Origin of the sequence: Microbulbifer sp. ARAS458-1 (assembly GCF_045348205.1) — a bacterium.
GTDB lineage: Bacteria > Pseudomonadota > Gammaproteobacteria > Pseudomonadales > Cellvibrionaceae > Microbulbifer.
Genome location: NZ_CP155838.1, coordinates 455,697 through 469,244 on the forward strand (window position 1 = coordinate 455,697; position 13,548 = coordinate 469,244).

Annotated in this window: 14 protein-coding genes; 8 read left to right on the forward strand and 6 right to left on the reverse strand. The window is 59.5% G+C overall.

The window, feature by feature from the left end:
• Positions 1-153 precede the first annotated feature (153 nt).
• The 4 genes from AAFH99_RS01695 to pilG all read right to left on the reverse strand — a co-directional run bounded on the left by AAFH99_RS01695 (position 154) and on the right by pilG (position 4,177).
• Positions 154-2,331, reverse strand: coding sequence for a methyl-accepting chemotaxis protein (locus tag AAFH99_RS01695; RefSeq protein WP_043319719.1), 2,178 nt, complete (start codon positions 2,329-2,331; stop codon positions 154-156).
• A 271-nt stretch (positions 2,332-2,602) separates the two neighbouring features.
• Positions 2,603-3,145 (reverse strand): chemotaxis protein CheW, encoded by a 543-nt coding sequence (locus AAFH99_RS01700; RefSeq protein ID WP_043319720.1) that lies wholly within the window; start codon positions 3,143-3,145, stop codon positions 2,603-2,605.
• Positions 3,146-3,163: 18 nt separating this feature from the next.
• The gene (gene pilH, locus AAFH99_RS01705) at positions 3,164-3,526 is read right to left on the reverse strand and encodes a twitching motility response regulator PilH (RefSeq protein ID WP_043320499.1); all 363 of its coding nucleotides are present in this window, start codon (positions 3,524-3,526) and stop codon (positions 3,164-3,166) included.
• 255 nt (positions 3,527-3,781) lie between these two features.
• On the reverse strand, positions 3,782-4,177 hold the full coding sequence (pilG, locus tag AAFH99_RS01710) for a twitching motility response regulator PilG (RefSeq protein ID WP_010132439.1): 396 nt from the start codon (positions 4,175-4,177) through the stop codon (positions 3,782-3,784).
• 390 nt (positions 4,178-4,567) lie between these two features.
• Here pilG and gshB point away from each other — a divergent pair, with 390 nt between their 5' ends.
• From gshB to AAFH99_RS01750, 8 genes are all read left to right on the forward strand, one after another.
• Positions 4,568-5,524: a glutathione synthase gene (gene gshB / locus AAFH99_RS01715; RefSeq protein ID WP_406828487.1), complete on the forward strand. Its 957-nt coding sequence runs from the start codon at positions 4,568-4,570 to the stop codon at positions 5,522-5,524.
• Positions 5,525-5,645: 121 nt separating this feature from the next.
• Positions 5,646-6,587 (forward strand): energy transducer TonB, encoded by a 942-nt coding sequence (locus tag AAFH99_RS01720; RefSeq protein WP_043319722.1) that lies wholly within the window; start codon positions 5,646-5,648, stop codon positions 6,585-6,587.
• A 19-nt stretch (positions 6,588-6,606) separates the two neighbouring features.
• Positions 6,607-7,200 (forward strand): YqgE/AlgH family protein, encoded by a 594-nt coding sequence (locus AAFH99_RS01725; RefSeq protein ID WP_051687237.1) that lies wholly within the window; start codon positions 6,607-6,609, stop codon positions 7,198-7,200.
• A 9-nt stretch (positions 7,201-7,209) separates the two neighbouring features.
• Positions 7,210-7,638, forward strand: coding sequence for a Holliday junction resolvase RuvX (gene ruvX, locus AAFH99_RS01730; protein WP_406828488.1), 429 nt, complete (start codon positions 7,210-7,212; stop codon positions 7,636-7,638).
• A gap of 83 nt (positions 7,639-7,721) precedes the next feature.
• Entirely contained in the window at positions 7,722-8,675 is a 954-nt protein-coding gene (hemC, locus tag AAFH99_RS01735; RefSeq protein ID WP_043319724.1) for a hydroxymethylbilane synthase, read from the forward strand.
• A 33-nt stretch (positions 8,676-8,708) separates the two neighbouring features.
• On the forward strand, positions 8,709-9,515 hold the full coding sequence (locus tag AAFH99_RS01740; protein ID WP_051687238.1) for a uroporphyrinogen-III synthase: 807 nt from the start codon (positions 8,709-8,711) through the stop codon (positions 9,513-9,515).
• A gap of 173 nt (positions 9,516-9,688) precedes the next feature.
• Positions 9,689-11,215 carry a uroporphyrinogen-III C-methyltransferase gene (locus AAFH99_RS01745; RefSeq protein WP_406828489.1) on the forward strand — a complete coding sequence of 509 codons (1,527 nt, stop codon included), beginning with the start codon at positions 9,689-9,691 and terminating at the stop codon, positions 11,213-11,215.
• On the forward strand, positions 11,212-12,465 hold the full coding sequence (locus AAFH99_RS01750) for a heme biosynthesis HemY N-terminal domain-containing protein (RefSeq protein WP_043319726.1): 1,254 nt from the start codon (positions 11,212-11,214) through the stop codon (positions 12,463-12,465). Before AAFH99_RS01745 ends, AAFH99_RS01750 begins: the two co-directional genes overlap by 4 nt.
• Before the next feature lie 101 nt (positions 12,466-12,566).
• Here the strand turns inward: AAFH99_RS01750 and AAFH99_RS01755 are convergent, their stop codons facing one another.
• Positions 12,567-12,743 carry a PLDc N-terminal domain-containing protein gene (locus AAFH99_RS01755; protein ID WP_081848103.1) on the reverse strand — a complete coding sequence of 59 codons (177 nt, stop codon included), beginning with the start codon at positions 12,741-12,743 and terminating at the stop codon, positions 12,567-12,569.
• 197 nt (positions 12,744-12,940) lie between these two features.
• Positions 12,941-13,264 carry a hypothetical protein gene (locus tag AAFH99_RS01760; RefSeq protein WP_043319727.1) on the reverse strand — a complete coding sequence of 108 codons (324 nt, stop codon included), beginning with the start codon at positions 13,262-13,264 and terminating at the stop codon, positions 12,941-12,943.
• Positions 13,265-13,548: the final 284 nt, after the last annotated feature.

Below are 13,548 nucleotides of genomic sequence, written 5' to 3' on the forward strand. Positions count from 1 at the left end.
CTCAGTAATTCAGTTTGCCCGCCCACGAGCCACGACCGCGCTGACCGCCGCCGGTGGGCTGCTTTTCATTCCCACTACGCACCTGCCGGTAAACCACTCACCGACAGGCGTTGAGAATGCCCGCTATTTGTCGTTATGAATATCTGCGGTAAATCAGGCCATCGCCCGCTCTTCGCGCTCTTCGTTAGACAACGCAGCCAAGCTGTCTTCTTCAGCCGCCACACTTTCCACGGTTTCGTCTTCCAGCATTGGGAACTCTTCGGAAAGGTCCGCCAGATCGCCATCGTACAGTTCGCTTTCGGTTTCCACATCGTCTTCCTGCGGCAGCTTGAAGCCGGCAACGGAGTCGCGCAGTGCGGAAGCGGTCTGTGCCAGGTTACCAATGGACTGTGCGGTAGCCTGGGTACCCGCAGAAGTCTGCGAGGTAATTTCCTGAATCACGTTCATCGTGTTGGAAATGTGACCCGCGGAAGAGGCCTGCTGGCGTGCCGCGTTAGAAATGTTCTGAATCAAGGATGCGAGGTTGGTGGATACCGTCTCGATCTCTTCCAGTGCAACACCCGCGTCCTGAGCAAGGCGGGCACCGCGCACTACCTCGGTGGTGGTGGACTCCATCGAAACTACCGCTTCGTTGGTATCCGACTGAATCGCTTTTACCAGGCCTTCAATCTGCTTGGTTGCCGCTGCGGAACGTTCTGCGAGGCGCTGTACCTCGTCCGCAACCACCGCGAAGCCCCGGCCTGCGTCACCGGCCATGGAGGCCTGGATCGCAGCGTTAAGTGCCAGAATGTTGGTCTGGTCGGCAATGTCGTTAATCAGGCTTACGATGTCACCAATCTCCTGGGAGGATTCACCCAGTCGCTTGATTCGCTTGGAAGTGTCCTGAATCTGTTCGCGGATCGTGTCCATGCCCTTGATGGTGTTCTGTACCACCTTGGCACCGTTGCTCGCGATCTGTACCGAGCGTTCTGCTACCTGGGCAGATTCCGCGGCGTTCGCAGATACCTGGTCAATGGTCACGGCCATTTCGTTGACCGCCGCAGATGCCCCGGCAATTTCCTGCGCCTGGTGCTCAGAGGCCTCGGCCAGATGCAGAGCGGTCTGCTGGGTTTCCTGGGACAGGGAAGACACTTCCTGTGCCGCGCCGTTGATTCGGCTTACCAGTACCCGCAGCTGGTCAATGGTGTAGTTGATGGAGTCCGCGATCGCACCGGTGAAGGCCTCGGTTACCGTCGCGGAGGTTGTCAGGTCACCATCTGCAAGGTCGGCCAGCTCGTCCAGCAGCTGCATAATCGCCTGCTGGTTACGCTCGTTGGTTTCGGTCTCTTCCCGCAGGTTACGGCGGGTACCGGAGAATGCGGTAACCATCATGCCGAAGATCAACAGTACGAAAATAGCGGCAACGATGGCGATGGTCTGGTTGTTTGGCTGACGCTCACTGGACAGGCCGCTGATGCGGTCATTCAGTGTCGACAGAGCTTCCAGCAGCTGCGGAGAAGATATGGAGATACCATCCGCTGCCTGACGGGTAGCAAACAGTGCCGGAGTCGCTTCGAAGATTTCCCGTACGGAGGAACTTACGAATTCGAACAGCTCGGTAATTTCTTCCAGGGACTCACGGGCCTCACTGTCGGTTACGCGGGAGATACCCATCACCACGTCACCGCCTTTCATACCCTCTACCACTTTACCGAACAGGCTGGCATCGGTATTAAACTGGTCTGCTGCGGCTTCCGCGTCGTCACCGCCCTGCAGCATCTTATCGATGTTCCGGCCGATACGCTCCGCACGCCACACCTGCAGCTGGGCCTGCTCTACCTGGTTCGCCGGGGCGTTGTTGGAGAGCAGGATTTCCACGATGTTGTTGTGCTCCGCCTGCAATTCCGGCAGCGAGTCATTCAGGGTACTCGCCACGTCGTTCAGGAAGATAATGGAATCCTTGTTACCGATAATGGTGTCGGCCTGTTCGCGCATCTGGCGCCAGACCTGGCCATACACCGCCAGCTCCTCTTCCAGCGCACGGCGGCTGCCCGGGTCCATGCCCTGCAACTCGCTCCAGGTAGCCGCCATCTGGTTCACCACCTGTTCAAGGTCAGCGAACGCCTGCTCGTCACCCGCGGTGGCCGCCGGTGCGTAAGACACCATCTGATAGGACAGTGCACGCAGTTCCGCTACGTCTTCCAGGTACTGCTGATCCCGATCAGCGTGGCTCTGCACCAAATAGATGCTGACAATCAGCCCCGCCAGTGTGGCGAGTACCAAGAAACCCATAAACAGCGCGGCAGGGTTACTGCGCAGCGCGGAGAATGAACTCTGGGAGCCTGTTTTCATAATTTACTCCTGGCGGACCTGTCCCTCAGGCCAATTCTTGTTATCACCACTGTTGAGGCACTGCGGCCTCAGATCCCCGTCTGCCCACTGGGTGGGCACCCCCAAACCGGCGACTGCCGACTACGGTTGCGCCCGGCATCCGCGCAAGCCCAACGGACAATCGCGTTACCGGACACTGGTTTGACGCACAAAGCGCGCCTCCCCTCAGCGGCCCGCCGAGGCAGGCCGGCGCGGACTGAGGAGCCCACGCCTGAACGCAGAATGCCGCAGCTCAGTGAGCCGCGGCATCCGCAAATTGAAAATCGTGAATCAACGCCTGCAGATCGAACACCAGCCAGCGATCCTGCTGCAGCACAAACTGACCACCCACCATCGGCGCGAACGGCTCCGACAGATCCGACGGCGGCATCTGGCCGTACTCCAACGCCAAATGCTGCATCCCGTGCAGTTCATCGACGATCAGACCGGCATAGATTTTTTCGTGTTCCAGCACCAGCACCCGGCGACGCTGACGCGGGCTGACAAGGTGCCCACCGAAGAATGCCGCCATATCAAACAGCGGCAGCAACCGGCCGCGCACATTGGCGACACCGCGCACCCAGGGCTGACAGCCTGGAACAAAGGTGTACTGGGGCACTTCAAGCAGTTCCACCACGTCTTCCATGGCGGCCACGAATCGATGCCCCAGCAAAGAGAATCCAATCCCCGTCCAGTAAGGTTTGACTTCCTGACGGGCAGGCAGCCCCTTAGCCTGCGCCTTGGCGCGCTTGGCTATATCGACGAGTGCGAGGTAGGGGGTTAGTGTCGGTTGCACAGAGACTCAACGTCGGCCTCAGGCCAACACCTCCTCGATGGTTCCCAGCAGCTTGCCTTCATCGACAGGCTTGGTCAGGTAAGCGCGCGCGCCCTGGCGCATGCCCCACACACGATCGGTATCCTGATCCTTAGTGGTTACAATCACAATCGGAATGCCCGCTGTCTGGTCGCCCTTGCTCAGCTGGCGAGTCGCCTGAAAGCCGTTCAGGCCCGGCATAACGATGTCCATCAAAATGACGTCGGGACGCTGTTCGCGCGCCACATCCACGCCATTTTCGCCATTGGTGGCGGTAATAACAGCGTGACCATTCTTCTCCAGAATGGTGGTCAGCTTGTGGGTTTCGGTTGGTGAATCATCGACGATTAGCACTCTGGCCATCTTGTCCCCCGAGATAGTGTTGTCCACTCCGGCCATCGCAATTTCGCCGGGTGAATGTTGTCGGCACCGATCGCCCCTCACTGGGAAGCGCGACCTTACGCTTTGTTATACGTTACGTTGCTGCGGCTGTGACGGCGTACGGCAATTCTGCACCACCCACCCCAATCAGAGGCGGCACGCGCATTCAGCCACGCAGGACGCCATAGTCTACGCCATTTTTGCCACGGGTTTCACGCCCAGCTTGAGAACTTATTCTCAGGCGGCGTGATGCGGCTTGGCGTGAGCGGAAATAGCGCCAAGCAATTCACTCTTGCTGAACGGCTTGGTCAGATATTGATCGCAGCCAACCACGCGCCCCTTGGCTTTATCGAACAGGCCGTCCTTACTGGACAGCATGACCACCGGCGTACTGCGGAACTCGCTGTTGTTCTTGATCAGTGCACAGGTCTGATAGCCGTCGAGACGCGGCATCATGATGTCTACAAAAATGATATCCGGACGCGAATCGGCAATTTTTGCCAGGGCGTCGAATCCATCGGTGGCAGTCACCACCGCGCAACCCGCTTTCTGCAATAGCGTTTCCGCGGTGCGACGAATGGTTTTACTGTCGTCGATCACCATCACGGTGAGACTTTCCCAGTTGAGCTCCATAGTGTGTTCCCAAATCCCCTTTTACTTATTTTCAGGCTTACCGGCAAAATGCGCCGGGCCTGTCTGTGCAACCTCATTACGGGGTCCGATCGTCGCTGCGGATAGCCACCTGGGGCGGGTTTCGAGCCATCTCACAAACCCGGTGACCGGCGGGCGCAGATCAGATGCAAACTTGTATCACAGATACCAGAGTGAATCTAGCGACGTACAAGCCGGGCTGCACCCAATGGTCATTTTGTGAGCGGTGCCGCACTTTGTTGGACGCGCGTTTTCAAACCGCATCTTGCGAAGCGGGTCGCAGCCTCTTACCTTACCCACTTTGCGCAGGCCCCAGGCCCGCCGCCCCACCCGGCACAGATCCGAATCAACATTCAGAGTTACGGAAATCCTATGAGCCAGACTCTCGGCGTGGTCATGGACCCCATCGCCAATATCAGCTTCAAGAAAGACACCACCCTGGCGCTACTACTGGCGGCTCAGCGCGCCGGGTTTGACTTACACTACTTTTTGCAGAGCGACCTCTATCTGGATGGCGGTACCCCCATGGGGAATGGCGCACCCCTACAGGTATTCGACGACCCGCAAAACTGGTTCACGCTGGGCGAACGCGCCCCGGTGAGCCTGGGTGACCTGGATGTACTGTTGATGCGTGTAGACCCACCTTTCGACAATGAGTACATCTATTCCACGTACATTCTGGAAGCGGCGGAACGCGCCGGCACCCTGGTCGCCAACAAGCCTCAGTCCCTGCGCGACTGCAACGAGAAAATTTTCGCCACGCACTTTGCCGATTGCATCCCACCGCTGATCGTCAGCCGCGATATGCAGCAACTGCGCGCATTTCATAGCGAGCACAGGGATGTGATCTTCAAGCCCCTCGACGGTATGGGCGGCGCGGGGATCTTTCATGTGAAGCCCGACGGCGGGAATATTGGCGCTATCCTGGAAACCCTGACCGACAATGGCAAACGCCAGATCATGGGCCAGCGCTATATTCCCGAAATCAAGGATGGCGACAAACGTATCCTGATGGTGGACGGAGAACCTGTTCCCTACTGTCTGGCGCGCATTCCCCAGGGTGGTGAAACCCGCGGCAACCTGGCGGCCGGCGGCCGCGGCGAGGCCCGCCCCCTGAACGAGCGCGACCTTGAAATCGCCCGCCGTGTCGGCCCCACCCTCAAAGAGAAAGGCCTGCTGTTTGTGGGACTGGACGTAATCGGCGACTACCTCACCGAAGTAAACGTCACCAGCCCCACTTGTGTACGGGAAATCGACGCCGCCTTTGGAACCAATATTGGCGACCTGCTGATGCACGCCATCACAGACCGATTGGCGAAAAAGGGATAAACTGGCGCCTCGAAATTTTTCTGCGGCTCCAGAACAGGCTGGAGCCACCCCAAAGTGTGCAGGCACAGGCCGCACCAACAGAAACCGCAGCAAAACAAGCCGTATCACAACAATAAGCACAATGAACGCAGTCGCCAGCCAATCACAGAGCCTCCCACCGGCACCCGCGTCATTCCCGGGCAGCCAGCCCTCTTCGGGAGACCGCTTCACCTTTGCCCTGTTTTTGGCCTGCGCGCTGCACGCGCTGCTTATTTTTGGTGTTGCCTTTACCGCGCCCGAGGCCAGAGAGGCCCCACCCACGCTTGAGGTCACCCTCGCTCAGCACAAATCCGTCGACGCACCGGAAGACGCGGACTACCTGGCGCAACACAATCAGCAGGCCAGCGGCACCGCCGAGACCCCCAAGGAACTCTCCACCGACCGCCAGGCGGAGATTGCCGATACCAGTATCCGCCAGGTCAATCCGCTGCCCCAGCAGCAGGCCGCACGCCCTGCGGAGCAATTGCGACAGTTGATCACGACGATTGGCGATAGCCCGACCCAGGCCCCGGAGCTGCCGGCCGAAGACAAGCGCTCGGAAGAGAAGCGCGGCGACGCCCCCACTGATCTGCCCCCCAGCAATCCGGAGATTGCCAGCCTACAGGCGCGTCTCGACAAAATACGCCAGACCATCGCCCAGCGCCCGCGGGTCCGACGCCTGACCTCCGTTGCTACCAAGGCCTCTGCCGACGCCGCCTACCTGCACGACTGGCGTCAAAAGGTGGAAGCCGTCGGCAACGACAACTTCCCCGAGGAAGCCCTCGCCCGCCAGATCACCGGTGACCTGCGCATGATGGTGCGGCTACTGCCCACTGGCGCAGTGGAAGAAGTGGTCATTCTGGAATCCTCCGGCGAACGCATTCTCGACGACGCCGCGCAACAGATTGTGCGCCTCGCGGCCCCCTTTGCGCCCTTTCCCGCAGAGATCCGCCAGCAGGCGGACCGCCTGGAAATCATTCGCACCTGGCGTTTTGAAATGACCGGGTTCTCTACCGCCGCTGGTAAATCTCCCAGTCGCGGCTGACAGGTCCTAAACTAGAGCCATGCAATCAAACAGCCCCTCCGCAATCGATAGCGACCTCACCCATAACAGCCTGCGCGGGCAACTGCTGATCGCCATGCCCGGTATGCAAGACCCGCGCTTCGTACACGCGGTTACGTTTATCTGTGAGCACAGCGCCGAGGGCACCATGGGTGTGGTGATCAACGCACCCAGTAAGGTGACCTGGAAAGAAGTCTTCTCACAGCTGGACCTGGAAGATGCCAGCCTGCGCGGCGAAGAACCGGTGCTCATTGGCGGCCCCGTGGCACAGGAGCAGGGCTTCGTGCTGCACGGCCGCGGGATGCAGTTTGCCTCCACCGCCGAAGTCTCCGACGACATCAGCCTGACCGCCTCCAAGGACATCATCGAATCCCTCGCCGCCGGACGCGGCCCCGACGACGTACTGCTGGCCCTGGGCTACGCAGGCTGGGGGCCCGGGCAACTGGAACAGGAAATCGCCGAAAATGCCTGGCTGACACTGCCGGCGGAGCCGGAAATCCTGTTTGCTACCCCCTGGGAAAGCCGCTGGCAATCCGCCGCCGCCCGCCATGGCATCGATTTATCCGGGATGGGTTCCCAATCCGGTCACGCCTGAGCCGTCACCATGACGCCCATCTCCGCCCTCGCCTTCGACTTCGGTACCTCATCCATTGGGCTCGCCTATGGCCAGAGTCTGACCGGCAGTGCCCGCGAACTGGACCCGCTACCGGCTAAAGACGGTAAACCGGACTGGGACCGGGTGCAGCGCATCATTGATGAGTGGAAACCCAAGATTCTCGTGGTCGGGCTACCGCTGAATATGGACGGTAGCGAAAGCGATTTTGGCGCCCGCGCGCGCAAGTTTGGCCAGCGGCTGCACGGCCGCCTGGGCCTGCCGGTGGCGTACGCCGACGAGCGCCTTAGCACCCGCGCCGCCAAAGATGAGGCCCGTGAACGGGGACACCGCGGGGACTACGCCAATCAGCCAGTGGATTCCATTGCCGCACGCATCTTTCTCGAAGACTGGCTGCGCACCTATTCCAACCAAAAGTAGCCACCAGCCGTGCTGCCAGGTTCGCTAATCCGTAGGGCAAACTGGTAGACTTGCGCGAAATTCAAGCCGGTCTCGTTCCTCGCATGTCTCAAACTTCCACTAGCGCTTCAGCGCCCATTTCCACTGTCCGTATCGCCACCCGCGAGAGCGCTCTCGCCCTGTGGCAGGCCAATTTCGTCAAGCAGCAACTTGAGCACCACCACCCGCAACTGACCGTCGAGCTACTGCCACTGACCAGTCGCGGCGACCAGCTGCTGGACATTCCCCTGAACAAAGTGGGCGGCAAAGGCCTGTTCGTGAAGGAGCTGGAAAAAGCCATGCTCGAAGGCCGCGCGGACATCGCCGTGCACTCCATGAAAGACGTGCCCATGGAATTTCCCGAAGGCCTGCACCTGCCGGTCATCTGTGAGCGGGAAGACCCCCGCGACGCGTTTGTAAGCAATCACTACGCCTCCATCAAAGACCTACCTCAGGGCGCCGTGGTCGGTACTTCCAGCCTGCGCCGCCAGTGCCAGTTGCTGGCCGCCCGCCCGGACCTTGAGGTGAAGTTCCTGCGCGGCAATGTGAATACCCGTCTGGCAAAAATGGATGCCGGCGAATATGACGCCATCATCCTTGCCGCCGCGGGCCTGTTGCGCCTGGAGATGCGCGAGCGCATCGCGGAGTATATTGAACCCGAAGTTCTGCTGCCGGCGGGCGGCCAGGGTGCGGTGGGCATTGAGTGCCGCCGCGACCCGGCACTGGAAGACCTCCTCGCCCCCCTGCATCACACCGATACCAGCCATCGGCTGGTGGCCGAACGCGCCATGGTGAAACGCCTGAACGGCGGCTGCCAGGTGCCCATTGGCTGCTACGCGGTGTTTACCGACGCGGCAAAAACCCAACTGCATCTGCGCGGGCTGGTAGGCAGCCCGGATGGCGGAACCATGCTGAACGCCGAGGTACACGGCGGCATCGAGGAAGCGGAAGCGCTGGGTATTGGGCTCGCCGAACAGCTGCTACAGGCCGGTGCCGACAAGATTCTCGCGGATATCTGATTGAGGCTGCGGCCTCGCGTTTGGAACACCAGCATGCACCAGCCAGACACTCACGAACTTGCCGGCAAGCGCATTCTTATCACCCGCCCCGCACAGCAAAGCGCGAGCTGGCAACAGTTACTTGAAGCTCAGGGTGCCCGCGTAGACAGCATACCGCTGCTGCAAATCGCCCCCGTGCAAGACCCGGCAGCAAAGCAGGGGATTAAAAACCTGATCATGGACTTTGATCAGTTCGACCACGCCATCTTCGTATCCCAGAACGCCGTACAGCAGGCGTTCGACTGGCTGGATGACTACTGGCCACAACTGCCACAGGGACCCCGCTACTACGCCGTAGGCGCCGCCACCGCCCGCGCCATCCGCCGGCGTGGCGCCGTGCCCGAGGCCTGCGCTGGCGACACCATGGATTCCGAGGCCCTGCTCTCCCTTGCGTCATTGCAGAATCCCCAGGGCGAGCGGGTGATCATCTTTCGCGGTCAGGGCGGGCGCCCGCTTATGGGCGATACACTGGCACAGCGCGGCGCACGCCTCGATTACTGCGAACTGTACCAGCGCCTGCTGCCCCCGCAGGCCGAGCAGCAACTGCGTGATTACCGTCATATTCCCGACGCCATAACCCTGCACAGCGGCGAGACCCTGGAAAATTTCCACAGGGCGCTAAGCGCCCTCGACGCCGAAAAGCGCCACGCATTGATGGCGCAACCGGTCATTCTCCCCAGCCTGCGCGTGGCCAATCACGCCCGCACCCTCGGTTTTACCGGTGCGTCTGCCGCCACCAATGCCGGGGACAGTGCCATGCTCACCGCGCTGCGGGGCGCACTATCCGCCCACGATTATTGAATTGACGCCTACAACAGTAAAAAATTTTAATTCCGCGCCAGACTTCGTATAAAGAGCGGCTGCAGTCGCTATAATTTGGCGACAAATTTTCTATCGGTAGCCGCACCCGCGATCGACCTGACTACCGCTAGCGGTCCATGCCCCAAACGCACTCACCCTGAGCAAGCGAGCCCATGAGCGATAAAAAAGCCCCAGCCTCCTCCAACCAAGACGGCCCCCAGAGCGACGATCACAAAGACGTGCCGATGGTGACCGAAAAAGCGGAGCCCAAAAGCAACTTCGCCAAGGCTGCCGGAAGCCGCACAGGTAGCGACAAGACAAAAAGCAAAGCCAGCGCCGCCACCAAAAAAAGCGTAACCAAAAAAGGACACGGCTGGCTCTGGTTCTGGCTGCTCCTTACCGCATTGATCGCACTTGCGTTAGCCGCCTGGTATTTCATCCCTACCGTACGCACTCAGGTAAACGCGCACCTGCAGGATCTCCCGCTCATTGGCCGACATTTTTCTACGGTCAATCCTGCCGGGGTGCAGCGCAGCAACAGCACCGCCAATACGGCAACCAACCCAAAGGCCATCAGCGACACCGCGCCCACCAACGGCAATAGCGAAACCAGCCGCGATAACACAGGGCTACCCGACGCAGCGACCACAGCAGACCGTACCGTCCCCAGCGATGGCTACGACTCCCAGGTGCCAACCCCAGTACCGCAACAACCAACGGGGCAAACGGTTGAACCGCAACCGAGCCAGCCATCCGCCACCTCCCCAGAGCCACCACAACACCAGAATCAGGAGCAGATCAATAACCTGCGCCAACAACTGGCCACCCAAAACCAGACCGTGGAACAGCTCAACCAGACCATCGCGCAGCTACAGCAACAGATCGCCGGCCTGCAGCGCAATGTCACCGCCCAGGGCAACCGATTGAGCCAACTGGGGAACGCCAGCCGCGAAGACTGGCAACTCGCAGAGGCCGATTACCTGCTGCGCCTCGCCAACCAGCGCCTGATGCTGGAACAGGACAGCCGCGCCGCCCTCGGCCTGCTACAGGAAGTCGACAAAATCATTCGCAACGTAGATATGCCGGACCTCTACGGGGTGCGCCAGCAGATCGCCCGCGATATTACCGCACTCAAGCTGGTGGAAACCGTGGACCGGGAAGGGCTCTACCTACGCCTGCGCGCACTGGAAGAGCAAATGGTAAAACTCAACATTCAGCCCCAGTTTGACCTCGCCAAACGCGATGCCGCCACAGCGCAAGATCAGGCAGACAACGCCGACGTTGGCGAAGCCCACTTCCGCTCCAGCTGGCAAAATTTCGTCAGTTTTATCAAAGAATCCGTGCGCATTCGCGACGGCGAGGTCGACCCCGTACTGCTATCACCGCAGAGTGAAACCCGATTCCGCCAGAGCCTGCGCCTGAATATGGAACAGGCAGAGCTTGCCGTACTGCGTGCAGACGACACCGTCTACAAGGATGCGATCAATCACGCCCGCCAATTGTTGCTGGACTACGGCGTAGAGAATCAACAGAGACAGGTCATCCTGCGGGAGTTGGATGCACTCGGCCAGGAAAAAATCCAGACAGAACTGCCGGATCTCAGCGCATCACAAAGCGCGTTGCGCAACTTTATCGACAAAATGCACAAGGTCTCCTCCGGACAGACTAACGATGGTGACAACGGAGGTAGCAACTGGTGAAACGCTTCCTCTTTTTTACCCTGGTCCTGCTTCTCGGAGGCGCGCTACTGGCAGAAGCCATGCGGTCTTACCCCGGTTACCTACTGTTAATGGTCGGCGGCGACAGCGGCAAACGTATTGAAATGAACCTGTGGGTTGCGGTCGGCGGCCTGGCACTCACCCTACTCGCTGTATTTCTGTTTATCTGGCTGTTACGCAGCCTAGCCCGCGCCATCGGCGGCAGCGTCAGCCGCATTCGCTTTGGCCGCAGCCGAATGGCGCGCCGGCGCCTGACCAACGGCCTGGTGGAATACATGGAGGGCAACTGGGCACGCGCCCGCCGCCTGCTTCTGAAAAGCGCCGCACGTTCCGACGCCCCGATCATCAATTACCTGGCCGCAGCACGCAGCGCCTTCGAGCTCGGCTACCGAGACGAGGCCAACGAGTTGCTCGCCAAAGCGGAAGCCACCGGTGACGACACCCAGCTGGCCGTCGCCATCAGCCAGGCGCGCATGCAGTTATTGGATAAGCACTACGAACAGTGTATCGCCAGCTTACAGCGGGCCATGCAGGAAGAGCCCAACCACCCAGCACTGCTACAACTGTTGCGCCAGGCGTACTACCACATCGGCGAATGGCACGGTCTGCGCGAACTACTCCCGCGCCTGGAAAAACACGGCACCATGCCCGAGTCCCAACTACAACAGCTGGAACTCGAGGTCTATCAGAACCTGATGCGGGAAGCGGCAAGCCGTAAAGACAAAGAAAAGCTGCGGGAAACCTGGCAGAGCCTGAGTGGCCGTTGGCAGCGCAATATCGAGCTGCGCAACCTGTATGGCGAAATGCTTCACCAAGTGGGAGAAGATGTAGAGGCGGAAAAGCATCTGCGCTGGATATTGAATCGCGAATGGCGCGCCGATACCGTGCGCCTGTACGGCCACCTCACCGGTGCAGATGCCAGCCAGCAACTGTCCGTTGCCGATGGCTGGCAGAAAGAATACGGGGAAAATGCCGACTTGCTGACTTGCCTCGGCAGACTCTGCCTGCGCAACGAGATTTGGGGCAAAGCGCGCCAGCACTTTGAAAAAAGCCTACTGCTGCGCTCGGACCCGGTCACCTCCGCGGAGCTCGCACGCCTGCTGTTTGCACTCGGTGAAAAAGAGCAAGCAGCACGGCTTTACGAACAGGGCCTGCTCCAGGCGGTGTCGTCACTCCCGCAACTGCCACTACCGGGACAGCATACCAGCGCACTGTCGACACGCACGTCCTGACAGGCAACTACCCCACTCGACGAACAGGCTCCCGGGTGCATCCCCAGCAACCGGGAGTCGCGACCCCGCGATAAAAACATCTTAGCCGGGTAAAAAGTACGTTAGCCGGCCTTACCTCCCGGGCCGGCAAGAAACCAGGCAATCAAGCCGATAACCGGCAGCACCAACACTACAATTACCCAAATCAACTTCTTGAGACCGCTTGCCGAGCTCTGCAATATCTTGATGATCGCGTAGATATCAGCAATCAGAATAATAAGCCCTAAGATACCTTCCATTTCAGAATCCTCCCGAACGAAGTGTTAAGGATGGCAGCACCGCCACCAAAGCAGAATTCAGAGTATAGAATCGTACCCGCATACTCACGCCCTTATCCGGGCAAACCAGAAAAAGTTGACGAATCACCGCAAAACGGGCGGCAGAATCTTCCACTTTCACGCTGCCAAGCGTGCCTCCAGTACAGGCGCAATCTCTGCTACATCCGGCTCTCTTGCTTCGAATCCACGGCAACCACCGTATTGTTCTCGACAGTAACAACCACGAGAGACATACCACCGAGTGAGCTAGGGAGGCGATAAGTGAGAACTTCCCGCTTAATCGGAGTACCGCCGTTTCCCTCGTCGACCGCGATCGTTTCCACCTCGGAATAAAGCGGCGCCCCTGCAAGGTAAATGACCTCCTGCTTACTCTTCCCTTCCTGAATGAGCTTTCCATTGGGCAGCCGAAAAGAACCACTGGCATTGGCCGCGAATGCCGCCACCAGCAACATGCTGAATACAGTGAACTTAAGCGCACGCACTACAGTTACTCCTCTTTCAAGCGATTATTCAATTTGATGGTGACACGAATTACGTGTTAGCTGAAACCAGCTCACTCCGTCACCCCAAAGAGCTCAGAAACACCTGCCAAGTCATAGACCGCATTGTTCGAAATAACTCCGCATCTTTGGGCGCCAGTCCACACAACATCTTACCGAGCTCAGCCAACAGGACACTGCCGCCACCATCCCTATGTGTCAGGGTAGTTGTCGCCTGAACTTTTCAGAGGACAACCATGCCCCACTATTCACCTGAACGTAAAGAG

Coding starts and splice junctions, on each gene's coding strand:
- hemC (WP_043319724.1), top strand. CDS start 7,722: ATGTCTCAAACTTCCACTAGCGCTTCAGCGCCCATTTCCACTGTCCGT.
- AAFH99_RS01725 (WP_051687237.1), top strand. CDS start 6,607: ATGCAATCAAACAGCCCCTCCGCAATCGATAGCGACCTCACCCATAAC.
- ruvX (WP_406828488.1), top strand. CDS start 7,210: ATGACGCCCATCTCCGCCCTCGCCTTCGACTTCGGTACCTCATCCATT.
- pilH (WP_043320499.1), bottom strand. CDS start 3,526: ATGGCCAGAGTGCTAATCGTCGATGATTCACCAACCGAAACCCACAAG.
- AAFH99_RS01720 (WP_043319722.1), top strand. CDS start 5,646: ATGAACGCAGTCGCCAGCCAATCACAGAGCCTCCCACCGGCACCCGCG.
- pilG (WP_010132439.1), bottom strand. CDS start 4,177: ATGGAGCTCAACTGGGAAAGTCTCACCGTGATGGTGATCGACGACAGT.
- AAFH99_RS01745 (WP_406828489.1), top strand. CDS start 9,689: ATGAGCGATAAAAAAGCCCCAGCCTCCTCCAACCAAGACGGCCCCCAG.
- gshB (WP_406828487.1), top strand. CDS start 4,568: ATGAGCCAGACTCTCGGCGTGGTCATGGACCCCATCGCCAATATCAGC.
- AAFH99_RS01740 (WP_051687238.1), top strand. CDS start 8,709: ATGCACCAGCCAGACACTCACGAACTTGCCGGCAAGCGCATTCTTATC.
- AAFH99_RS01755 (WP_081848103.1), bottom strand. CDS start 12,743: ATGGAAGGTATCTTAGGGCTTATTATTCTGATTGCTGATATCTACGCG.
- AAFH99_RS01695 (WP_043319719.1), bottom strand. CDS start 2,331: ATGAAAACAGGCTCCCAGAGTTCATTCTCCGCGCTGCGCAGTAACCCT.